The sequence below is a fragment of the Paracoccus methylarcula genome, from assembly GCF_003007735.2.
Taxonomy (GTDB): Bacteria; Pseudomonadota; Alphaproteobacteria; order Rhodobacterales; family Rhodobacteraceae; genus Paracoccus; species Paracoccus methylarcula.
The window spans coordinates 110,736-132,439 of sequence record NZ_PXNQ02000008.1; the positions used below are offsets into that span (position 1 = coordinate 110,736).

19 protein-coding genes and 1 pseudogene are annotated in these 21,704 nt (G+C 64.0%); 15 read left to right on the plus strand and 5 right to left on the minus strand.

The genetic code is table 11. From position 1 onward, the window contains the following. Window positions 1-3 precede the first annotated feature (3 nt). Window positions 4-1,008: an NADP-dependent oxidoreductase gene (locus A7A09_RS13635; RefSeq protein WP_106691916.1), complete on the minus strand. Its 1,005-nt coding sequence runs from the start codon at window positions 1,006-1,008 to the stop codon at window positions 4-6. 47 nt (window positions 1,009-1,055) lie between these two features. Here A7A09_RS13635 and A7A09_RS13640 point away from each other — a divergent pair, with 47 nt between their 5' ends. After that, the gene (locus tag A7A09_RS13640) at window positions 1,056-1,712 is read left to right on the plus strand and encodes a histidine phosphatase family protein (RefSeq protein WP_106691917.1); all 657 of its coding nucleotides are present in this window, start codon (window positions 1,056-1,058) and stop codon (window positions 1,710-1,712) included. Here the strand turns inward: A7A09_RS13640 and A7A09_RS13645 are convergent, their stop codons facing one another. Continuing rightward, window positions 1,713-2,708: an NADPH:quinone oxidoreductase family protein gene (locus tag A7A09_RS13645; protein ID WP_106692040.1), complete on the minus strand. Its 996-nt coding sequence runs from the start codon at window positions 2,706-2,708 to the stop codon at window positions 1,713-1,715. Window positions 2,709-2,829: 121 nt separating this feature from the next. Between A7A09_RS13645 and A7A09_RS13650 the strand changes: the two genes are divergently transcribed. The 14 genes from A7A09_RS13650 to A7A09_RS13710 all read left to right on the plus strand — a co-directional run bounded on the left by A7A09_RS13650 (window position 2,830) and on the right by A7A09_RS13710 (window position 18,754). Further along, window positions 2,830-4,008 (plus strand): acyl-CoA dehydrogenase family protein, encoded by a 1,179-nt coding sequence (locus A7A09_RS13650; RefSeq protein WP_106691918.1) that lies wholly within the window; start codon window positions 2,830-2,832, stop codon window positions 4,006-4,008. 1 nt (window position 4,009) lies between these two features. Then, window positions 4,010-5,128 (plus strand): acyl-CoA dehydrogenase family protein, encoded by a 1,119-nt coding sequence (locus A7A09_RS13655; RefSeq protein WP_211341133.1) that lies wholly within the window; start codon window positions 4,010-4,012, stop codon window positions 5,126-5,128. A 48-nt stretch (window positions 5,129-5,176) separates the two neighbouring features. Then, on the plus strand, window positions 5,177-6,379 hold the full coding sequence (locus A7A09_RS13660) for an acetyl-CoA C-acyltransferase (RefSeq protein ID WP_106691919.1): 1,203 nt from the start codon (window positions 5,177-5,179) through the stop codon (window positions 6,377-6,379). Window positions 6,380-6,400: 21 nt separating this feature from the next. Then, window positions 6,401-7,051, plus strand: coding sequence for a histidine phosphatase family protein (locus A7A09_RS13665; protein WP_106691920.1), 651 nt, complete (start codon window positions 6,401-6,403; stop codon window positions 7,049-7,051). Between the two features lie 222 nt (window positions 7,052-7,273). Continuing rightward, complete coding sequence (locus tag A7A09_RS13670) at window positions 7,274-8,467, plus strand: TAXI family TRAP transporter solute-binding subunit (protein ID WP_106692042.1); 1,194 nt, start codon at window positions 7,274-7,276, stop codon at window positions 8,465-8,467. A gap of 70 nt (window positions 8,468-8,537) precedes the next feature. Beyond that, on the plus strand, window positions 8,538-10,541 hold the full coding sequence (locus A7A09_RS13675) for a TRAP transporter permease (RefSeq protein WP_106691921.1): 2,004 nt from the start codon (window positions 8,538-8,540) through the stop codon (window positions 10,539-10,541). Between the two features lie 117 nt (window positions 10,542-10,658). Continuing rightward, window positions 10,659-11,720 (plus strand): TRAP transporter substrate-binding protein DctP, encoded by a 1,062-nt coding sequence (gene dctP / locus A7A09_RS13680; protein ID WP_245999349.1) that lies wholly within the window; start codon window positions 10,659-10,661, stop codon window positions 11,718-11,720. Between the two features lie 136 nt (window positions 11,721-11,856). Further along, window positions 11,857-12,420, plus strand: coding sequence for a TRAP transporter small permease subunit (locus A7A09_RS13685; protein ID WP_106691922.1), 564 nt, complete (start codon window positions 11,857-11,859; stop codon window positions 12,418-12,420). Next, window positions 12,417-13,730, plus strand: a complete 1,314-nt coding sequence (locus tag A7A09_RS13690; protein WP_106691923.1) for a TRAP transporter large permease — start codon at window positions 12,417-12,419, stop codon at window positions 13,728-13,730. Before A7A09_RS13685 ends, A7A09_RS13690 begins: the two co-directional genes overlap by 4 nt. Window positions 13,731-13,924: 194 nt before the next feature. Then, window positions 13,925-14,263, plus strand: a complete 339-nt coding sequence (locus A7A09_RS21570) for a helix-turn-helix domain-containing protein (RefSeq protein WP_245999350.1) — start codon at window positions 13,925-13,927, stop codon at window positions 14,261-14,263. Next, complete coding sequence (locus tag A7A09_RS13695; protein ID WP_245999351.1) at window positions 14,164-14,721, plus strand: IclR family transcriptional regulator; 558 nt, start codon at window positions 14,164-14,166, stop codon at window positions 14,719-14,721. Before A7A09_RS21570 ends, A7A09_RS13695 begins: the two co-directional genes overlap by 100 nt. 12 nt (window positions 14,722-14,733) lie before the next feature. Then, on the plus strand, window positions 14,734-15,144 hold the full coding sequence (locus A7A09_RS13700; protein WP_366466038.1) for a PaaI family thioesterase: 411 nt from the start codon (window positions 14,734-14,736) through the stop codon (window positions 15,142-15,144). Between the two features lie 124 nt (window positions 15,145-15,268). Further along, on the plus strand, window positions 15,269-15,907 hold the full coding sequence (locus A7A09_RS13705; protein WP_245999368.1) for a TetR/AcrR family transcriptional regulator: 639 nt from the start codon (window positions 15,269-15,271) through the stop codon (window positions 15,905-15,907). A gap of 426 nt (window positions 15,908-16,333) precedes the next feature. Continuing rightward, window positions 16,334-18,754, plus strand: coding sequence for a GcvT family protein (locus A7A09_RS13710; protein WP_106691925.1), 2,421 nt, complete (start codon window positions 16,334-16,336; stop codon window positions 18,752-18,754). A gap of 47 nt (window positions 18,755-18,801) precedes the next feature. Here the strand turns inward: A7A09_RS13710 and A7A09_RS13715 are convergent, their stop codons facing one another. The 3 genes and pseudogenes from A7A09_RS13715 to A7A09_RS13725 form a co-directional block, all read right to left on the minus strand. Further along, window positions 18,802-19,377, minus strand: coding sequence for a DUF2585 family protein (locus A7A09_RS13715; protein WP_106691926.1), 576 nt, complete (start codon window positions 19,375-19,377; stop codon window positions 18,802-18,804). Between the two features lie 78 nt (window positions 19,378-19,455). Beyond that, window positions 19,456-20,088, minus strand: a complete 633-nt coding sequence (locus A7A09_RS13720) for a DsbA family oxidoreductase (protein WP_106691927.1) — start codon at window positions 20,086-20,088, stop codon at window positions 19,456-19,458. Beyond that, window positions 20,085-21,550, minus strand: a pseudogene (locus A7A09_RS13725) (class I adenylate-forming enzyme family protein). Before A7A09_RS13725 ends, A7A09_RS13720 begins: the two are co-directional and overlap by 4 nt. Window positions 21,551-21,704 lie beyond the last annotated feature (154 nt).

Here is a 21,704-nt window from a genome sequence, read left to right on the forward strand (position 1 = left end):
TTGTCAGCTGGGATCGGCGGATACGCGCACCATGCGCTTGCCGGTATTGCCGCCGGCCAGCAGGTCGATCAGCGCTTCCGGGGCCCGTTCGAGGCCGTCGAAAATATCCTCGGTCACCTTGATCCGGCCCGCATCGACCCAGTGGCGCAGCGCCTTCATCGCCTTGTCGTCATCCCGCGCGAAATCGCTGACGATGAAACCCTCCATCCGCAGCCGCTTGGTCACGACAAGCCCCGGCAGGTTGCGGGGACCGGAAGGCGTGTCGGTGTCATATTGGCTGATGGCGCCGCAGCAGACGACGCGCCCCCTGTCCTTCATGTTGAACAGGGCGGCCTCCAGGACCTTGCCGCCGACATTGTCGAAATAGACATCGACGCCATCGCCACAGGCTGCCCGCAAGGCCTTGTTGAAACCGCTGTCGCGATAATCCAGGCAGGCGTCGAAGCCCAGTTCCGAGGTCACCCAGTTGCACTTCTCGGCCCCTCCGGCGATGCCGATGACATGGCAGCCCATGGCCTTGGCGATCTGGCCGACGAATCCCCCGACCGAACCGGCGGCGGCAGAGACGAGGACGGTTTCCCCCGCGACCGCCCTGCCGACAGTGATCAACCCGTGATAGGCCGTCTTTCCCGCGATCCCGTAGACCGACAGCAGATGCGACAGGGGGCGGATGCCCGGCATCTTGCGCAGCTTGTCCGCAGGGGCCGTCACAAACTCCGACCAACTGGCGGACCCGATGACCAGATCGCCAACGTCCAGTTCGGGGCTGCGCGACCGGGTGACCTCGGCGACCGCATAGGTCGGCATCGGATCTCCGGCAAGAACCGGGGCGCGGTAGGTGGCCCCTTTCAGCCAGGAGCGGTTCGCCGCGTCGATGGACATCAGGATGACGCGCAATTGCGCCTCGCCCTCGCCCGGCTCGGGGATCGGGGTCGTTGTCATCCTGAAATGACCAGGTGTCAGCGCATCCTTTGGCAATTCGGCGACGACGATCTGTCGGTTTGTCATGGTCTGTTCCTTGTGGCTATATCCGGTCGAAACGGGAAAGGATCGATATGAGCGATGAAGTCCGCCAGAACCGCTTTGCCCCTCCGCCCGGAGCGGCGGACCTGCTGCTGATCCGCCACGGCGAATCGATGCCGGCGATCCGGGGAGAGAGCTTTCCGCTGAAGGACGGGCATGGCGATCCGGCCCTGCACGCGGACGGCGAGGCGCAGGCGCAGGCGGTTTGCGCGCGGCTGCAAGGCGAGGGTATCGCGGCAATCTATGTCACGACATTGCAGCGGACCCGGCAGACCGCGGCCCCTCTGGCCGGTATGCTGGGCATTGCCCCGAAAGTAGAGGCCGACCTGCGAGAGGTGCATCTCGGCGAATGGGATGGCGGGCTTTACCGCTTTCGCGCGGCGGAACGGCATCCGGCTTTCGAGCGCGCGAAGGCCATGCATGAATGGGGCGAGATCCCCGGTGCCGAAACCACCGCCGCGCTTCATTGGCGCGTCCGGGCCGCGTTGCTGCGGATCGCGGCTGCGCATCCCGACGAACGTGTGGCGGTATTCGTGCATGGCGGGGTGATCGGCGCGGCGATGTCGATCGCGACCGGGGCAAGGCCCTTTGCGTTCAACGGCGCCGCGAATGGCTCGATCAGCCAGCTTGTCATCCGGGGCGAGGTGATGATCGCGAGGCGGTTCAACGATACGGCGCATCTGGACTGATCAATCGACGGTCAGCACGACTTTGCCCAGCACCTTCCGATCCTGCATGAGCGTCAGCGCCTCTGCCGCCTGGTGCAGCGGATACCGGGCATGGATACGCGGCTTGACCTGTCCCTTTTCATAAAGCGCGAACAGTTCGGCCATGTTCTCGGCATGTCCCCTTGGATCGCGGCGGACGGCGGCGCCCCAGAAAACCCCGACGATCTGGCTGCCCTTGAGCAGGGTGAGGTTGAGGGGGATCTTCGGAATCCCCGCCGGGAAGCCCACGACGAGGAAGCGGCCTTTCCAGGCCAGCGCCCGCAGGGCCGGTTCGGCGTAGTCGCCGCCGACCGCGTCATAGACGACATCCACGCCATTTCCGTCCGAGAGCGCCTTGATCCGGTCCGAGAATGCCTTTTGTGCGGCGCGATCCATGTCGAGCGGGTAGATGATGGTCTCATCCGCACCAAGCTCCTGGCAGAACTCCGCCTTTTCCTTGGACGAGACCGCCGCGATCACCTTTGCCCCGGCGGCCTTGGCAAGCTCGATCGCGGCTGCGCCCACGCCTCCGGCGGCCCCGAGGATCAACAGCGTTTCCCCGGTCCTGATCTGCGCCCGGTCCTTGAGCGCGTGATGCGATGTCGCATAGGTAAAGATGAAGCAGGCGGCCTCGTCAAAGGGCATCCGGTCGGGAATCCGGGCGACCCGCGCCGCCTCGGCGATCACATGGGTGGAAAAGCCGCCATGCCCGGTCAGCGCCAGAACCCGGTCACCCGGCGCGAATCCGCTGACACCTTCGCCCACGGCCTCGATCTCGCCTGCGACCTCGCCTCCGGGCGCGAAGGGGCGTGAAGGTTTGACTTGGTAGAGATCCCGGATGATCAGCGTATCGGGAAAATTCAGCCCGGCGGCGCGGACACGGATTCGCAGCTCTCCCGCTTTCGGCTCCGGTTCCGGAAGCTCTGCCATGACCAGTGTTTCAGGCCCGCCCGGCTCATGACTCAGCATTGATTTCATGTCGTTCTCCTCCTTCTGACCGCGGCCACAATAGGCCAGCGAACAAAACGTCTTGTCAATCATTTTTCAAAATGCAATTTTGCATAGCGGAACAAGTGCGCATCAGAAGGGGGGGGCTGATATGCAGGATGACGACCGCCTGAACAGGTTCCGAAGCGAGATTCGCGCATGGCTGGAAGAGAACTGCCCGGCAGAGATGCGCGATGGCAGAATCACCGATGATGCGATCTGCTGGGGCGGGAAGAACTGGGAATTTTCCAGCGATGCGCAGCGGTCATGGCTGGAACGCGCGGCGGCGCGGGGGCTGACCGTGCCGCGCTGGCCCGCTGAATATGGCGGTGCCGGCCTGAGCCGCGCCGAAGAGAAAATCTTCCTTGAAGAGATGGAGCGGATCAATGCCCGCCCGCCGCTGAAAAGCTTTGGCATCTCGATGCTGGGGCCGGCCATGCTGCAATTCGGAACGCCCGAGCAGAAACGGCATTACCTGCCGCAGATCGCACGCGGCGAGATACGCTGGTGCCAGGGCTATTCCGAGCCGGGCGCGGGATCGGACCTTGCCAGCGTCCAGACCCGCGGCGAGGACATGGGCGATCACTGGCTGGTGAATGGCCAGAAGATCTGGACCTCCTATGCCGACAAGGCCGACTGGATCTTTGCGCTGATCCGGACCGACCGCGAGGCTCCGAAGCACAAGGGGATCTCGTTTTTGCTGATCGACATGGACGATCCCGGCGTCACCACGCGCCCGATCCGGCTGATCTCGGGGGCGTCGCCCTTCTGCGAGACGTTTTTCGACAATGTCAAAGTGCCCAAGGACCGGATCGTCGGCGAGGCGAATCGCGGTTGGGACGTGGCGAAATACCTGCTGACGCATGAGCGCGAGATGATCAGCAGCGGCGGCACCGGGCTTTCCGGCGGGCGTGCGCTCGGGGCGGTCATGGCGCAGATGGCGGGCGAGCCCTCGGCGCAGGATCCGGTCCTGCGGGCCGCTGCCATCCGCTGCGAGGTCGATGCATTGGCCACCGGCCTGACCATCGAGCGCTACAAGGACATGGCCGAGGCCGGGAAGGGCGTCGGGAATGCGTCGGCCATGCTGAAATACATGGGAACCGAGCTGAACAAGCGCCGCCACGAACTGATCATGTCGGCCTGCGGCAGCGCGGCGCTGGAATGGGACGGGCCGGTCGGCAATCGCGCGGCCGATTGGCTGCGGACCAAGGCCAATTCCATCGAGGGAGGCACCAGCGAGGTGATGCTGACGATCCTGGCGCGCCGGGTTCTTGGATTGCCGGGGGCGTGACATGGACAAACTGGTGAAGAGCGAAGACGAGGCGATGCTCGCCGACAATGCGCGCGGGTTTCTGGACGAGGCGGCCCCGGTCCGGGCGTTGCGCGATCTGCGCGATGCGGGCAGGACACATGATCCCGCGCTCTGGCGGCGGATCTGCGACATGGGCTGGGCCGGAGTGCTGATTCCCGAGGATGCGGGCGGCGCGGATATGGGACATGCCGCCGCCGGGGTGCTGGCGCATGAGATGGGCCGGACATTGGCCTGCACGCCCTTTCTGTCCAGCGCGGTCATCGCCGCGACGATCCTGCGGCGGATCGGGGGAGAGCGGGCAAAAAGCGCGATGGCGGCGATTGCCGCAGGCGAGTTGACCCATGCGCTGGCCATTGACGAGGCGCATAAATTCGCCCCCGAGGCGACGGCGATGACCGCCGAGCGGCATGGCAACGGTTTCCGCCTTTCGGGGAAGAAATGCTTCGTGGTCGATGGCGGTTTCGCCGACCGGCTTCTGGTGCTCGCGCGTACGGGCGAGGAGGGGCTGACCCTGTTCGACCTGCCGGCAGACCGCGCCGGGATCACCCGGACGGCGCAGGGCATGATCGATTCCCGCGACGCCGCACGGATCGCGTTCGAGAATGTCGAGGCGACGGGTGACGATGTTCTGGGGCAAGTGGGCGGCGCGATGACGGCCCTCAAGCCGGGATTGGAGGCCGGGCAGGCGGCCCTGGCGGCAGAAATGTCGGGACTGGCGGCAGGCGCCTTCGACATGACGGTTGGTTATCTGAAGGACCGCAAGCAGTTCGGCCAGCCCATCGGCAGTTTCCAGGCGCTACAGCATCGCGCTGCGCATCTGTGGTGCGAGATCGAGGTGACGGCTTCGGCGATCCTCAATGCGGGCCGGGTTCTGGACACCGATCCCAATGAGGCGACGCTTGCCGTGTCGCTGGCCAAGGCACGGGCGACCTCGACCGCGCAACTGGCGGTGATGGAGGGCGTGCAGATGCATGGCGGGATCGGCATGACCGATGAATATGACATGGGGTTCTACATGAAGCGCGCCCGTGTCGGCTCGGAATGGCTTGGCGATTACGGCTATCACGCCGAGCAGGTCGCGGCCCTGCGGGGGATGTGAGCGTGGCTTCCCCCGAACGCGAAACGAAACCAGGAAGGAAACAGCATAATGCGTGACGCAGTCATCGTCTCCACCGCCCGCACACCCATCGGCAAGGCATTTCGGGGCGCGTTCAACGATACCCAGGCCCAGGCATTGATCGGTCATGCCGTCGAACATGCGGTGAAGCGTTCCGGCGTCGATCCCGCCGAGATCCAGGACAGCGTGATCGGCTGCGCCATCCAGCAGGGCAGCACCGGCGGCAATATCGGCCGTCAGGCGGTGATCCGCGCGGGTCTGCCCGATACCATCGCGGGCATGTCGATCGATCGGCAATGCGCCTCGGGCATGATGGCGATCGCGACGGCGGCCAAGCAGATCGTGCATGACGGCATGGAGGTGGTCATCGGCGGGGGTGTCGAAAGCATCAGTCTCGTGCAGAACCAGAATATCCGCCAGGACCGCCGCACCGATCCCTGGATCGTCGAGCATGTGCCCGAGCTCTACATGACCATGCTGGAAACCGCCGAGATCGTGGCGGACCGCTATGGCGTCACCCGCGAGGATCAGGACGCCTATGCGCTGCGGTCGCAGCAACGGACGGCGGCGGCGCAGGAGGCGGGGCTGTTCGATGACGAGATCGTGCCGATGAAGACGATCAGGAAAGTGGTCGACAAGGAGACGAAAGAGGTTTCCGACGAAGAGGTCGAACTGGCCAAGGACGAGGGCAACCGGCCCTCGACGACACTTGAAAACCTGCAAGCCTTGTCGCCGGTGTTCAAGGACGGGCAGAAGGTCAAGGAAGGCCGGCACATCACGGCAGGCAATGCCTCGCAATTGTCGGACGGTGCATCGGCCTCGGTTCTGATGGAGGCCAGACGGGCCGAGAAACTGGGGCTTCAGCCGCTTGGCCGCTATGTGGGCGTGATGGCGGCGGGGCTTGCCCCTGACGAGATGGGTATCGGCCCCATCCATGCCGTGCCACGCTTGCTTCAGGCCCATGGGCTGAAGATGGACGATATCGGCTTGTGGGAACTGAACGAGGCCTTTGCCTGCCAGGTCCTGCATTCGGCGCGTGTTCTGGGAATCCCGGATGAGTTGCTGAACGTCAATGGCGGCGCGATCTCGATCGGGCATCCTTACGGGATGTCGGGCGCGCGCATGGTCGGCCACGCCCTGATCGAGGGCAAGCGGCGCGGCGCGAAATATGTCGTCTGCACCATGTGCGTGGGTGGAGGCATGGGCGCCGCCGGGCTGTTCGAAGTGCTCTGAACGCAGGGGTCATAGCAGAACATGGCAGAGCTGTTGGTGATCCGGCACGGTCAGGCATCCTTCGGGGCCGACAATTACGACCAATTGTCCGAACTCGGGCATCGTCAATCCCGCGTGGTGGGGGAGATGCTGCGCGAGATCGGCTGGATCCCCGACCGCCTGATCACCGGAACGCTTGTGCGGCAGCGGGAAACGCTGGCGTCGATGGGCTTCGGGGATGCGGCCGAAGAGCATGCAGGGTTCAACGAATATGATCTCGACGATCTTTTCCGCGCGCGGTTCGGGGGCGCGGTTCCGGATCACGTGAAGGCCGACCGCAAATCCTATTTCCGCAATCTGCGCGAAACTGTCCTGGAATGGCAGGCGGGCGGATGCGGCGGCGCGAAGGAGAGCTGGCAGGATTTTGCCACCCGTGTCGAGGCTGCCCGCCGGTTCGCCGTGCGGACGGATGCGAAAAGGGTGCTTGTCGTCAGTTCGGGCGGGGTGATCGGGCGGATGACCGCGAAGGCCCTTGATGCCCCGGATGCGCAGATGATGCATCTCAACCTGCAGATCAGGAACAGTTCCATGACGAGGTTCATCTTTTCAGAGAGGGCCTTCTACCTGCAGGAATTCAACGCGGTTCCGCACCTGATGTCGCCCGAGGGGCAAATGATGCTGACCTATAGCTGATGGGCATGCCGATGCGCCGGTTCTCTTTGTCGCCAGGCCCTGGAAAGCATTGACTCGCAGAGATGGGCATACATATCCTGACAGCCGTCAGGAATTATGACCCGCCCGGGATTGGCGCGGATCGCCGGGCGGGGAAGAGGGAGGCTTTCCATTGCCATGCGCCGGATCGGACATGGACGAACTGCCTGGGCAAGTGACGAAAAACATAAGGGAGGAGAAACGATGAAAAGGCCGGATATCAGAACCGCAGGGATCCTCGGCTCGATCGTGGCGATGCTTGGCCTGTCGGGCGCGGCAATCGCGCAAGAAGGCTTTGACTGGCCGCGCCTGCTGGTGATCGGCACGCCCGGAACGGCGAGCGGCAGCTTTGCATCGACCAATGGCTGGGCGCCGATCCTGCAAGAGGATACCGGCATGACGGTTCGGGTCGTGCCGGAAGACAGTGAAACCATGCGCTATACCCGCCTGACGGATCGCCGCGACATCATGGTGTCCTCTGTTTCAGCCGCGGAAATGCGCTACCAGACGCAAGGCATAGACGGCTATGCGAGCCAGAAGCCGGTGCCGCAACGGGTCGTCTGGCACCATAACGACACGCCCTGGGGCTATGTCGTGGCCGGGGATTCCGAGCTGCAATCGCTGGAGGACCTGAAAAAGGGCGGATACAGCGTGGCGGCCGGTCTCTTCTCGCCGCCGATGGTGTCCGCCGTGGAGCAGGGGCTGCCAGCCTATCTGGGCCTGAGCGCGGAAGAGGCGAAATCGCTGATCTCCTATGTTCCCGCCTCCAGCTATGCCGAGAACTGCCGCTCGGTCGTCGAGGGCAAGGCCGATGTTGCCTATTGCGCGGCGATCAGCTCGGTCCTGTCCGAGATGGAGGGCGCGCCCGGCGGGATCCGCTGGCTGCCGCTTGATCCCGGCAATTCCGAGGGATGGTCGAGATATCTCGACTCGCGCCCGATGCTTGTCCCGACCGAGATCTCGATGGGGGTGAAGACGGCGCGGGGTGTCGGCGGGGCGACGTCGAATTTCGTCTATGGCGTGCCTGCGGATACCGAGACCGAGCTTGTCTACAATCTCGCGAAATGGATGCACACCGCTTATGACGGCTACAAGGATACCCATCCGCTGGCCGCGCGGATGTCGGTGGAGGAATTCCGCAAATATCTCGACCGCTCCCCGCTTCCGGTGCATGAGGGAACGGTGAAATACCTGCGCGAGATCGGGCAGTGGAGCGAGGCCGACGACGCCTGGAACAATGCCGCCATCGAGAAGATGGATGCCTGGATCGCAGCGCGCGGGGCGGCGATGGAAGAGGCGGGCGAGCAGGGGGTGAAGATCCGTTTCGACAACCCCGACTTCATCGCCATCCTGGAAAAGCACACGGCGGATCTCGAAGGCTTCCGTTCGAGGCTGTGACCGGAAACGCCTAGGCCGGCCCCGAGATGGGCCGGCAATCAGTGTCAATGCCAGAAACCGGGCCTATATCATGTCGCATTCTGAACTTGAAACCTCGCCGGATGTCACGGATACGGGCGCAGCACCGGCAACGGTGCCCGCCGCCGATCCCGATCTCAGCCGTCTCGGCGGGTTCTTCACGCTTCCCAGCATCCTGTTCGTCGCGCTCTGCACGATCGGGCTGGGCTTCGGGCTGGCCTATGTCTTCGGCGTGCCGATCATGGGGCAACGGCTGCTGGAGGGACAGTATTACTGGATCTTCATCGGGCTGTTCTCTGCGATGGCATTTGTCGCGCTGCCCGCCTTTCAGGGGCAGAAACGCATCCCGCTTTTCGATATCGCTGCTGCGGTCACCGCCCTGGGGATCAGTCTCTGGTTCTCGTTCCATGCCTGGGACATGGTGCAGGCTGGCTGGACCAATCTTCCGATGGGGGTGGTGATCTGGCTTTTGATGCTGGAACTGGCGCGGCGCTCGGGCGGGCTGCCATTCCTGCTGGTGGTCTTCCTGCTGGGGCTTTATCCGCTTGTCGCCGACCGGTTTCCGGGGCTGCTGATGGGCATCCCCTACGGTTTCGAGCAGATGATCGAGGCGCATGTCTTCCGCGCCGAGGGGATGCTGGGCATCACCACCAAGATCGTCGCCGAGATCGTGCTGGGCTTTCTCGTCTTTGCCGGGGTGCTGATCGCGACGGGGGCAGGCGAGTTCTTCATCGATCTCGCGAATGCCGGTTTCGGACGCTATCGCGGCGGCCCGGCCAAGGTCTCCATCGTCGCCTCGGCATTTTTCGGGTCGCTGTCGGGATCGATCTTCTCGAATATCGCGGGCACCGGCTCGATCACCATCCCGACCATGAAGAAGGTGGGTTATCCGGCCCATTACGCGGCGGCCATCGAGGCCTGCGCCTCGACCGGCGGTGTCGTCATGCCGCCGGTCATGGGGGCCATCGCCTTTGTCATGGCGATCACCATCGGCGTCGATTACGCGACCGTCATGGTCGCCGCCATCCTGCCCTCGCTGCTGTTCTATTTCGGGCTCATCCTGCAAGTGGACGCCTATGCCGCGCGAAAGGGGCTGACCGGGATGAGCGCGGCCGAGATCCCCAATGCAGGCAAGGTCCTGTTGCGGGGCTGGCCGTTCCTGCTGGTGCTGATCTTCCTGGTCTGGGGGCTGCTTTACATGCGGTGGGAATATTACGCGCCATGGTATGCGAGCGGTCTGATGATCCTGCTGAGCTTCCTGCAGCCGGAAACCCGGATGACGCCGCGCCGGCTGTTCGAGACCCTGCGGCAGATCGGCCTGCTGGTGACGCAGACCGCCGCCATCATCCTGCCCATTGCCTTCGTGGTCAGCGCGCTGACCATCACCGGCGTGACGGGATCGGTGACATCCGGGCTGGTCGCGCTTGGCGGCGGGAATATTTATCTCATCATCCTGTTCGGGGTGCTCGCCTGTTTCATCATGGGAATGGCGGGGCTTGCGATCGTGGCCTATATCTTCCTGGCCGTGACGCTGGCGCCCGCGATCATCAATGTCGGCGGCCTGAACACCATCGCGGTGCATTTCTTCATCGTCTATTACGCGATGCTGTCGGTGATCACGCCACCTGTCGGCGCGGCGGCCTTCCTGGCCGCGACCATTGCCGGGGCACGCCCGATGCGGACCTCGTTCACCGCGATGCGTCTTGGCGTGGTGATCTATTTCGTGCCGCTGTTCTTCCTGTTCCAGCCGGCGCTGGTGCTGCAGGGAGACCTGACGCCGCTGATCTATGTCCTGCCATCCATCGTCGCGGGGATCATCCTGCTGTCGGGCGGGCTTGAAGGCTATCTTCTCGGCGTCGGCCCGGTGCGGCCGTGGTTGCGCCTGCCGCTGGCCGCGGCAGGTTTCGCATTCAGCTTTCCCGGCCTGATCACGACGCTGGCCGGAGGGGCCGCATCCGCTGTCCTCGTCTTCCTGATCTGGGGCGACGCGAGACGGCGGAAACAACCGGACGGCGCGGCCACGGGTTACACGGCTTCGTCAGAAGAAATAAGTTGAGAATGTGACGGACGTTTGTCAGGGTCGGGATTGTCCCGGGCTGATTAGCATATCGACGACTTGACGCGGCCATGTCCCGAAAGGGCGGACCGGCTGGCTGAAAACAGGGAGGAAAACATGAAAACCACACTGAAAACCACTGCAACGCACAAGGGAATGAACCGTCGGGCGCTGCTTCGCGGCGGCGCGGTCGCCGCCGTCGCGTCACCGGCGCTTGTCGGCAAGGCGATTGCCGCCGGAGAGGTGAGCTGGCGTATACAGTCGCATTGGCCCAAGGCATCGGCATCCTTCGATGACAGTCTCGGCAAGATGGCCAGCACCCTGGAAGAGCGGACCGACGGGGCCTTCAAGATGGAATTGCTCGGTGCCGGGGAATTCGCCAAGGGGCCGGACATCTTCAATATCGTCAGCAAGGGCGTGGTGCCGATGGGCACGCTTGCCGCATCCTATTTCGAGGATCAGGCGAGCGTGGCGAATTTCGTCTATGGCATTCCGGGCACCTTCCGCCAGGCATGGGAGTTCGAACATGCGCTGAAGAATCTCGGGCTCGAGGCATTGCTGAACGAGGAACTGGCACCCAAGGGCGTCATGCTCCTGTCGGAAAAGGTGCTGCCGGTCGAGATGACCGCGTCCAAGAAGGTCGAATCCGCCGCCGATTTCAGCGGCCTCAAGATCCGGTCCTCGGGGGCGATGCTGGATTACCTGTCTGCCGCCGGGGCCGCGCCGCAATATATCCCCGGATCGGAGCTGTACCAGGCATTGAGTTCGGGCGTGGTCGATGGCGCGCATTGGGGGGCGGCGATCGGGGCGCAATCCATGTCGCTATGGGAGGTGTGCAAGTATCACTACAAGCCCGTCCTGGCGCAGACGACGGATTCCTACATCGTCAACCTGAAGGCGCTGGAGGAGTTGAGCGACGATCTGCGCACCGCCTTCCTCGACACGGTTCAGGCGCGGTTCTTCCTGCGCACGGCCGAATATCAGCATCAGGAGGCGCTGGCGCTCGCCGATGGCGTTGCCAACCAGGGGGTGGAGGTCGTGACCCTGCCCGATGATGTGCGCGAACTTTTGGCCGAGGCCTCCACGAAGATCCTCGAAGCCGAGGGGCAAAAGAGCGAGCAGGCCGGCAAGGCGGCGGATATCTATCGCGGCCTCATGACGGATCTGGGCTATAGCTGATGCCCCTGCGGTTCGCGGCGGAAAGAACCCGCTGCGAGCCGTTCATACCGGCTCGCGAGCCCGGATCGGATCAAGGCGGTCCCGGACCGTTCCGGCCGGGCAGCATCCCGCAACGCCAGCACAAGGATTACAGAGCATGTTTCAGGCGGCACGTGTCATCACGCGTTTCAACCGTTTCATCGGGCGTTGGGCTTCGCTCGCGGTCCTGATCCTGTTCGGCCTGCTCTTGGCCGATGTGGTCATGCGCTATGTGGTCGGGCGGCCGGCGATCTGGACCGCCGAACTGGCCACGCTGATCTTCGGCGGTTACGCGATCATCGGCGGAGGATATCTGCTGGCCGAGCGGGCGCATGTGAATGTCGATATCTTCTATGGCAAGTTCAGCCGCAAGCGAAAGGCGCTGCTGGATATCCTGACCTGGCCGCTGTTCCTGCTCTTTGTCGGGGTGCTTCTGTGGCAGGGATGGGTCCTTGCCTCGGACGCGATAACGGGGATGGAGCGGTCCAACTCGCTGTGGAATCCTCCGCTATGGCCGACGAAATCCCTGATCCCGATTGCCGCGATATTGCTTCTGCTGCAAGGCTGCATCCGCCTCTGGGCCGATATCCGGGTGCTTCTGGACCTGCCTGTGCCCGAGGAGGTGTTCGGCAAATCCGCCGCAGCCCCGCATGGTTCCGATCCGCAGGAGGTCCAGCTATGAGCGTGGAACTTCTGACCCTGCTGTTCTTCGGCTGCCTGCTGCTGTTCGTCCTGCTCGGCTCGCCGCTGGCCTTCGTGCTGGGCGGTGTCTCGGTGGTGTTTCTCTATTACGAGATGGGATCGATCGGCTTCTACCTGCTGGCCTCGAAAATGTGGGAGACGATGCAGTCGCCCACGCTGATGGCCATTCCGCTTTTCGTCTACATGGCCATCCTGCTGGAGAAATCCGGCGTCGCGAATGATCTCTATGACATGATGCATCAATGGTGGGGCGGGCTGCGCGGGGGCCTGGCCATCGGCACGGTGCTGATCTGCGTGATCTTCGCGGCGATGTCGGGGATCTCGGGGGCGGCCGTGGTGACGATGGGCACCATCGCGCTGCCCAAGATGCTGGAGCGCGGCTATGACAAGAAGCTGGCACTGGGCGCGATCAACGCGGGCGGCGGTTGGGGTATCCTGATCCCGCCATCCATCCTGATGGTGCTCTATTCGCTGCTGACCGAGGTGTCGGTCGGGCGGCTGTTCGCGGCGGGCATAGGTCCGGGGCTGACATTATTCGTGCTGGTGTCGATCTATATCGGCGTGCGCTGCTGGCTGCAGCCGGAACTGGGACCGGCGCTGCCGAAGGAAGAGCGGACGGGCTGGGGGCCGAAACTGCGGTCGCTGCGCGCGGTCATCCTTCCGATCCTGATCGTGACCATCGTGCTGGGGGCCATCTTCGGCGGATTCGCGACCCCGACCGAGGCCGCTGCGATCGGGGTCTTCGGCGCATTGGTCGCCACCACGGTCAACGGTCAGCTTTCATGGAAGGTGATCCATGAGACGGCCATCGCGACCCTGCGCCTGACCGCGCTGGTCATGTGGATCCTGTTCGCGGCGCATGCCTTTTCCGCCGCCTATACCGCGCTCGGGGCGCAAAGCCTGATTTCCAACCTGATGGAATTCATCCCCGGTGGCAAATGGGGCGCGCTGCTCTTCATGTTGACGGTCCTGTTCCTGTTCGGGATGGTGCTCGATCCGGTGGGGATCATGCTGATCACCTTGCCGGTCTTTCTGCCGGTGGTGCGCGATGCGGGATTCGATCCGATCTGGTTCGGGATCCTCTTCATCATCATGATGGAAGTGGGCTACATGACACCGCCCTTCGGCTTCAATCTCTTCTACCTGAAGGGGGTGGCGCCACCCGATGTCACGATGGGGGATATCTATGCCTCGGTCATTCCCTATGTCCTGGTGACGCTGCTCGGGGTGCTGCTGATGATCCTGTTCCCGGGAATCGTGCTGTTCATACCGGAATTGCTCTATGGCTGAGTTGGGTCTTGCCGTGTGAGGTCAGAATTCGGGCGGTCCCACGATGATTCAGGCCGGATATGCGATTTTGGTTGAACTATATCGCGTATGGCATTGAAACTGCCGTTCGAAACGCATGAAATGCCCGCGAGCGATCCTGGGGTGAACATGGGGCGTTCAGGCTATTCAGGTGGCGCTATCCGAAGGGACCAGTGATGAGCAGGATCAACGACGATATCGAGGCCGAGGGCGACCGGAACTTCGTCACCGCGATTGCCCGGGGCTTCGAGGTCCTGCGCTGCTTTCGCCTTGATGAAACCACGCTGACCAACCAGGAGATCGCGGGCCGGACCGGGCTGCCCAAGCCCACCGTCAGCCGCCTGACATATACGCTGTGCAAGCTGGGCTATCTCGTGCAATCCGATGCGAAGGGGCCTACCGGCTCGGCGCCGGTGTGCTCGCGCTCGGGTTCAGCGCATTGGCCGGGATGGAGATCGGCGCGCTGGCCAAGCAGGAGATGCGCAAGCTTTGCTCGGGTCCCAACCCCTATGTGACTGCGGCCCTTGCCGAACGGCATCGGCTGCAGGTCATCTACATGGCCGTGCGGCGCTCCAATCAAGCGGTGTCGCTGACGATGAATGTGGGTGCGCGCCTGCCGCTGTTCTATTCCGCGATCGGCCGCGCGGTGCTTGTCGGTATGCAAGCGGACGAGCGCGAGGAGATGTTGCAGCTCGCCATGAGGGAGCATCCGGAAAACGAGACAGTGATCCGGCAGGGCCTGGACGAGGCGCAGGAGGATTTCGCCAGATACGGTTTCACCACCTCCTTCGGGAAATGGCGAAAGGAGGTCAACGGGATCGCCGTTCCGGTCGAGGCGCTGGATGGCGACCGCATATACGGGTTGAATGTGGGCGGTCCCTCCTTTCTGGTGTCACCCGAAATCCTGGTCTCGGAATATGGCAGCAGATTGATCGAATCCGCGCGCATGATCGGCAGGCAAGAAACAGGCTGAAGAAGAATGATGATGGACGAAGTCGAAGATTATCTTGTCGAGGATCCCTATCCGCTCCAGGCTCATCTGGGATATCGGATCACCGGCTGGTCGCAGGACTGGGCGCGCTTCGAGATGCCGATCCGGCCCTATCTGGAAAATCGCCACGGCATTCCGCATGGCGGAATCTATTCCGTGCTGCTGGATACGGTGATGGGTTATGCCGGATGCTACACCGGCGATCCGGAACGCAAGGCGATGGGGATGACATTGTCGCTGACCACCACCTTTCTTTCGCGCCCCGTCGGACGGCTCCTGATCGCAGAGGGCAGGCGGGTCGGCGGCGGACGCTCGACATTCTTCGCCGAGGGCAGGATCACCGACGAGACCGGCGAGGATATTGCCACCGGAAGCGGTGTATTCCGCTACCGCAAGGGCGTCTGAGGCGGTCATGTCCCGGGTGGACGGGCGGTTGTCACCCATATCGCGGGCAGCTAGTCTGCCAGGCAGCCGGATAATCAGCGGGGGTTTCTGACCAGTGGGGCGGGAAAATGCACGTTTGCGCGCGGTGCGCCAGGAGCTTCTGGAAGAAGCCGATATCAACAACGTCCAGAACCAGACCCTGATCCAGAAAAAGCGCCAGCAGATCTGCGACGCCGCGCTGGAGCTTTTCCTGGAAAAGGGTTTCGCGGCCACGACGATCCGCGACATCTGCGCGCGCTCCGGGGTCAACCAGGCCAGCATCTACGACTATATCGCCAACAAGAACGATATCCTGCGCCGGTTGCTGAACCAGCTCTGGTTCCGCGCCGATGTGCCGACCCTGCCCGAGATCCTGCTGGATGACGGGCTTTCGCTGGAACAGGCGCTGGAGCGGTATTTTACCGATAGCTGGAAATTCAAGCGGCAGGGAACCTTGCTGGCATACAGGACCATCCCGCATCTTCCGCCCGAGGACCGCAAGGCGATGCGCCTGCGCGAGATCGCGGTGATGAAGGATCTCGCCGATCAGCTTGCCGACAGGCTGGGGGTCGAGACCGGGGATCGGCGGCTGGAAATCGTCGCGAACCTGATGGTCTTCCTGTCGGCCTTCGGGCCGATGCGCGACTGGTTGAACCGGGATCAGCCGGACGAGGCCATCGTCAGGACGATTGCGGCGGGGGCAGCGGCGATGATCCGGGCAACGGTGAATGACGGGCAGTCCTGACCGGCCGAGCCGGTCATGGTTGGGCCACGCGCACCGATAGTTTTCGAAGATCGGATCATGGACGGGGCGGATGCCCCGGTTTCCGGGGATTTGCGGATCCGTCGGTCAGGCATGCCGTGATCTGGATCGGGGCGGGATTGATCCCGGGTATCCTGGTCTGGGCAAACCCGCGGAACAGTCACCCTGCGGATGTGCTGCATAGGCCTGGGCGGGCGGTGCGGGAGCCGGGTGACCGTCCCCCTGAAACAGGCTGGAAAATGTCGGAAATCTGCTTCTGTGGCAAAGATCGCCGCAATAGGATGTGCCTGTCCTGAAGGCCGGGGGCTTTGCGCCCCCGGACCCCCGCAGGATATTTGGATGAAGAAGAAGGCGCAGGCTGCTCGTCGATGGGGTTGCCCGGTTTTTCGATCAATGACGCGAGGAAAGATGCGAACAGAAGCGCAAGCGGTCGTGATTGGCGGCGGGGTGATCGGTTGCTCGATCCTGTATCACCTTGCCAAGCTGGGTTGGTCGGATGTTATCCTGCTGGAACGCGACGAATTGACCAGTGGCAGCACCTGGCATGCGGCGGCGAATATCCACGGGCTGCATGACAGCACCAATATCAGCCGTATCCAGCATTACACGATGAAGCTGTATAATGAGCTGGAGGCCGAGACCGGCCAGAGTTGCGGCGTGTTCCAGCCCGGCTCGCTCTACCTGGCGCAGACCGAGGCGCGCGAGCATCAGCTGCGCCTGCAGGCGGCGAAGGCGAAGCTTTACGGGATGAATTTCTACGAGATCAGCCTTGAGGAGGCGCGGGCGCTCAACCCGCTGGTCAATCTCGACGGTATCCGCTGCGTCATGTACGAGCCCGAGGGCGGCAATGTGGACCCTTCCGGGGTGACCAATGCCTATGCGGTGGGCGCGCGGCAGCGGGGTGCCGAGATCCACCGCTTCACCCCGGTGACGGCGACCGAGCGGCAGGCGGATGGAAGCTGGATCGTGCGCACGCCCAAGGGCGATATCCGCACGCGATGGGTGGTGAACGCGGCCGGGCTCTGGGGGCGCGAGGTGGCGGCGCTGGCCGGGATCGAGCTGCCCTTGCAGCCGACCGAGCATCAGTATTTCGTCACCGAGACCATGGCGGAGATCGACGGCATGGACCGCAGGCTGCCCTCGGTCAGCGACCGCGACGGTGAATATTACCTGCGGCAGGAGGGCAAGGGGTTGCTGGTCGGCGCCTATGAGCGCGACATGCGGTTCTGGGCCGAGGACGGCACGCCGCTGGATTTCGCCCATGACCTGTTCCCCGACGACCTGGAGCGGATCGAGGAGAACCTGATGAACGCCATCACCCGCGTCCCCGCCCTGGGCGAGGCCGGGATCAAGCGCGGCATCAACGGGCCGATGATCTGGTCGCCGGATGGCAATGTGCTGATGGGGCCGGTGCCGGAGCTGGAGGGTTATTTCTGCTGCAACGGCATCATCCCCGGCTTCAGCCAGTCCGGTGGCATGGGGCTGATGGCGGCGCAATGGATCATCGAGGGCGAGACCGAATATGACATGTTCGCATGGGACATGGCCCGCTTCGACCGCTGGACCACCAAGGAATTCACCAGGGCGCGGGTGCGCGATCAATATGCCCATCGCTTCGCCATCCATTTTCCCGGCGAGGAACGCAGCGCGGGACGTCCGGCGCGCACCCGCCCGGTCTTTGATATGCAGCGGCAGATGGGGGCGGTCTTTGGCCTGAATGCCGGGTGGGAGCATCCGCTCTGGTTCGCGGATGCGCCGGGGACCACCGAGACCAACGGTTTCACGCGGCAGAACTGGTGGGAGCAGGTCGGCCACGAATGCCGGATGCTGCGCGAGCGGGCCGGGATCATCGATATCTCGAATTTCGCCAAGTATCGCTGCAAGGGGCCGGGGGCGGAAGCCTGGCTGAACGCGGTCTTTGCCAACATCATGCCGAAGGAGGTCGGCCGGTCCTGCCTGACGCCGCTGATCGGCAAGCGGGGCGGGATCGCGGGCGATTTCACCGTCACGCGGCTGGCCGGGGACGAGTTCCGGATCATCGGCTCCGGCATGGCCGAGCGCTATCACAAGCGCTTCTTCAAACAGGTGCCGCTGCCCGAGGGCACCGGGTTTACCTCGCTGACCGAGGCGGTCTGCGGCTTCAATGTCGCGGGGCCAGAGTCGCGGGCGTTGTTGCAGGGTCTGACCGATGCGTCGCTGGCGAGTGCGGATTTTCCCTTCATGCGCTCGCGGCGGATCACGCTGGCGGGGATCGATCTGCTGGCGCTGCGGGTGTCCTTCACCGGCGATCTTGGCTGGGAGCTGCATTGCCGTGCCGAGGATCAGGCGCGGCTTTACACGGCGCTGCTGGAGGCGGGGCGTGCGTTCGGTGCCGGTCCGGTGGGCAGCCGCGCGCTGATGTCGTTACGCATTGAAAAGGGTTACGGCTCCTGGGGCCGCGAATACAGCCCCGAATACTGGCCGCAGGAGGTCGGGCTGGACCGGCTGTGCAAGCTGGAGAAGGCTTTCCTCAACAGGGACGCCGTTGCCGATACGCTTTCCCGTCCCGCCCGCGAGCGGCTGGTGATGCTGCATCTGGACGAGGCGGATGTGAGCGCGTCCAATGCCGATGCGACCGGGGGCGAGCCGATCTTCAGGGATGGCGAAGGCATCGGCCGGGTGACCTCGGGCGGCTACGGCTATTCCGTGGGCATGTCGCTGGCGCTTGGCTATGTGAAGAACGCCGAACCCGGCGATAGGGTCGAGGTCATGGTGCTGGGCAAACCGCATCGCGCCACAATCCTGAAGGAACCGCCGTTCGATCCCGAGGGCAAGAGACTGCGAGGATGATGATCGGACCGGGGGCGGCCCCGGTCCTTTCGCTCTTGAGGGGGGCCTCAGCGCGCTGCTTGCCACTCGCGGATCGCGTCGAGCGGGTTGAGCAGCATCACGATATTCAGCAGCAATCCGTCCCGGATCACCAGCATCGTCACGACCTCCAGGGCGATCACCAGCAGGACCGACAGCCAGACCGGGAAACGTGACGCCAGGGCAAAACCGAGGATCATCATCGCGATATCCGAAATCGAGTTCACGACGGAATCGCCGTAATAGTCGAGAGAGATCGTCACGGCGCGGTAACGCTCGATGACGCTGTCGCTGTTCTCGACCAGTTCCCACGCGGCCTCGACCAATGTGGCGATGGTGAGTGCCGGAAGGAAGCGCATCTTCAGCCGGAAGAGGCGGCAGAACAGCGCGATCAAGGCGAAGAAGAGGAAGCCATGGATAAGATGGCTTGGGCTATACCAGTCCAGCAGGTGCTGGGAATTCTCGGAACTCACCACCTCACCATGCCAGAGCCGGAGCGTGCCGCATTTGCAGATCAGCACGCGCCCGCGCCACCAGAGCCACAGCCCGGTGACGGCGAGAATGGCGGGAACGGCCAGATAGGAGAGAAGGCGCTGATTTTTCATCGGCGCAGATCAGCATGACCCGCCGGAAGCATCAAGCGGTGATTTGCTCGCCAGTGGCGGGGCGATGCAGGGATGCACCTAGTGCAAGGTGGTGTTGCCGCCCGAAGCCGTCAGTTCGTCGATGACCTTCTGCCATAGCTCGGCGGGCTGGGCGCCGCTGACGGCATGGGTGTCGGCCACGATGAAGCTGGGCACCGCGTTGATGCCGCGCTCGCGGGCATGCATTTCGCGCCCGATCACCTCGTCGCGGTCGGCATCCCCTGCCAGGAGCCGGGCGGTCACGGCCTCGTCCATGCCTGCGGCCTTGGCGATGCTGGCCAGTTCGGCCTTGTCGCCGATATCGCGCGCCTCCTGCCAATAGGCGCGCAGAAGGCCCGACATCACCCGGCTCTGGGCACCCTCCAGCCCCGCCCAATGCATCAGGCGATGGGCATCGGTCGTGTCGGGTTGACGCGCAGGCAATTGCAGTTCCAGCCCCATTTTCGCGGCACGCTCGGCGACCGCCTTGGCGGCGTCGGCGGCACCCGGTTTGGCCTTGAGATATGCGAGCCGGTCCATGCCCCCGGGAGGCATCTGCGGATTCAGGCGAAAGGGGTGCCAGACGATCTCGAAAGGATGATCGGGACGGCTTTCCAGCGCGCGGTCCAGTTCAAGCTTGCCGATCAGGCACCAGGGGCAGACCGGGTCCGAGAAGATGTCGAGGCGGATCATGCCGGGTCCTTGCTATGGGCGGCGCGCAATGCGCGGCGGTTGATCTTGCCGGTGGCCGTGCGGGGCAGGGCATCGAGCCGGATATATTCGCGGGGCTGCTTATAGCGTGCGAGATTGGATTCCGCGAATCCGCGCAGATCGGCTGCATCGGCGGGACCGGTCCAGAAGGCGGCGATGATGCTGCTGCCGGGGCCGACCGAAAGCTCTGCCACCGCGACATCGCCCGCACCGGGAAAGCCGGACAGAACCTCTTCGATCTCGGGCGGGGCGACGCGGAAGCTCCGGCATTCATGATGTCATCGGCGCGGCCAAGCAGGGTGATGGCGCCGCTTTCATCCTCTTGCGCCTGGTCCCCGGTCAGGAACCAGTCGCCGCGATGGCGGGCGGCGGTCTCTTCGGGCTGGCCCAGGTAGCCCAGGAACAGCCCCGGATCGTCGCGGCGCACGGCCAGTGCCCCCGGCGTGCCAGCCGGTTGCGGCTGCCCGTCATCCCCGAGGATCGCGACATGGCGTCCGGGTTGCGGATAGCCCGCGGTGCCCGCGGGCGCGGGACGCTCGGGACTGCCCGAGATGAAAGTCGAGATTTCCGACGCGCCCATCGCCTCGTGCAAGTCGGTGCCGGTGCGGGCGGTCCAGTCGGCGCGCAGGCCGGGGTCCAGGCGCTCTCCCGCCACAAGGCCGTGGCGCAGATTGGCGATGGGCTGCCATTCGGCGCGCAGGATACGGCGGAAAACCCCCGGCGCACCGGCAAGCATGGTGGCGCCGTGACGCGAGGCCAGGAGCGGAAGCTGCTCCAGCGCGATGCCATCGGCGGGGATCAGCGCGGTTGCGCCCATGGTCCATGGATCCATCAGGCCGGTGCCGAGGGTGAAGGTCCAGTTGAACGCACCGGCATGCATGACGCGATCGCTTTCGCGCAGCCCATACCAGCCGTCGAACATCATCCGCCGGGCAAGGATGGCACGATGGGCATGCATGACCGCGCGGGGCTGACCGGAACTGCCCGATGTATAGATGATATAGGCCAGCCGCCCGGGTTGGCCCTGTGCGTAATCCGCAGGGGGGAGGTTCATGTAATCGGCCAGCCCGGCCTCGGGCAGGATCGGGGCCGGGTGGTCGGGCAGGGCGATCCCCTCGCCCGCGACGATCATGGCGGGTCCGGTTTCGGCGGCGAGTTTCGTGATCTCGCGCCGGGTCAGCATGGCCGAGGTCGGGATCGGCACGATGCCCGCCGCGATGGCGCCCAGATAGGCGACCGGAAAGGCCGCCGTGTTTCCCAACCGCATCAGCAGCCGGTCGCCGGGCTGCAATCCCGCCCGTAGCAACCCGGTCGCGGTGCCGCGCACGGCAGAGATCAGCCGGGCATAGGACCAGCGTTCCGCCCGCGATGTCCCGATCACGGACAGCGCCAGCTTGTCGGGATGCGAGGCGCCGGCGTGCAGCACATGCTCGGCCAGGTTCATGGTGGTTCTCCGACGATGTTTTCAGCGCCTGAATAAAGAAATCGCCGCGAATGGGGAACCGCATTCGGCCGCATCACCTGCGGGAATGGCCGGAATCCCGTCTTGAATTGAAAACGGCCCGCGCGAACGGGCCGTTTCGAAATTCTGTCAAGAC

What these genes read in the sequence shown, in the direction of transcription:
- A7A09_RS13650 (WP_106691918.1), top strand. Translation starts at nt 2,830, where the DNA reads ATGCAGGATGACGACCGCCTGAACAGGTTCCGAAGCGAGATTCGCGCA.
- A7A09_RS13665 (WP_106691920.1), top strand. Translation starts at nt 6,401, where the DNA reads ATGGCAGAGCTGTTGGTGATCCGGCACGGTCAGGCATCCTTCGGGGCC.
- A7A09_RS13715 (WP_106691926.1), bottom strand. Translation starts at nt 19,377, where the DNA reads ATGAAAAATCAGCGCCTTCTCTCCTATCTGGCCGTTCCCGCCATTCTC.
- A7A09_RS13655 (WP_211341133.1), top strand. Translation starts at nt 4,010, where the DNA reads ATGGACAAACTGGTGAAGAGCGAAGACGAGGCGATGCTCGCCGACAAT.
- A7A09_RS13720 (WP_106691927.1), bottom strand. Translation starts at nt 20,088, where the DNA reads ATGATCCGCCTCGACATCTTCTCGGACCCGGTCTGCCCCTGGTGCCTG.
- A7A09_RS13660 (WP_106691919.1), top strand. Translation starts at nt 5,177, where the DNA reads ATGCGTGACGCAGTCATCGTCTCCACCGCCCGCACACCCATCGGCAAG.
- A7A09_RS13675 (WP_106691921.1), top strand. Translation starts at nt 8,538, where the DNA reads ATGTCGCATTCTGAACTTGAAACCTCGCCGGATGTCACGGATACGGGC.
- A7A09_RS13685 (WP_106691922.1), top strand. Translation starts at nt 11,857, where the DNA reads ATGTTTCAGGCGGCACGTGTCATCACGCGTTTCAACCGTTTCATCGGG.
- dctP (WP_245999349.1), top strand. Translation starts at nt 10,659, where the DNA reads ATGAAAACCACACTGAAAACCACTGCAACGCACAAGGGAATGAACCGT.
- A7A09_RS13635 (WP_106691916.1), bottom strand. Translation starts at nt 1,008, where the DNA reads ATGACAAACCGACAGATCGTCGTCGCCGAATTGCCAAAGGATGCGCTG.
- A7A09_RS13640 (WP_106691917.1), top strand. Translation starts at nt 1,056, where the DNA reads ATGAGCGATGAAGTCCGCCAGAACCGCTTTGCCCCTCCGCCCGGAGCG.
- A7A09_RS13700 (WP_366466038.1), top strand. Translation starts at nt 14,734, where the DNA reads ATGGACGAAGTCGAAGATTATCTTGTCGAGGATCCCTATCCGCTCCAG.
- A7A09_RS21570 (WP_245999350.1), top strand. Translation starts at nt 13,925, where the DNA reads ATGAGCAGGATCAACGACGATATCGAGGCCGAGGGCGACCGGAACTTC.
- A7A09_RS13710 (WP_106691925.1), top strand. Translation starts at nt 16,334, where the DNA reads ATGCGAACAGAAGCGCAAGCGGTCGTGATTGGCGGCGGGGTGATCGGT.
- A7A09_RS13690 (WP_106691923.1), top strand. Translation starts at nt 12,417, where the DNA reads ATGAGCGTGGAACTTCTGACCCTGCTGTTCTTCGGCTGCCTGCTGCTG.
- A7A09_RS13645 (WP_106692040.1), bottom strand. Translation starts at nt 2,708, where the DNA reads ATGAAATCAATGCTGAGTCATGAGCCGGGCGGGCCTGAAACACTGGTC.
- A7A09_RS13670 (WP_106692042.1), top strand. Translation starts at nt 7,274, where the DNA reads ATGAAAAGGCCGGATATCAGAACCGCAGGGATCCTCGGCTCGATCGTG.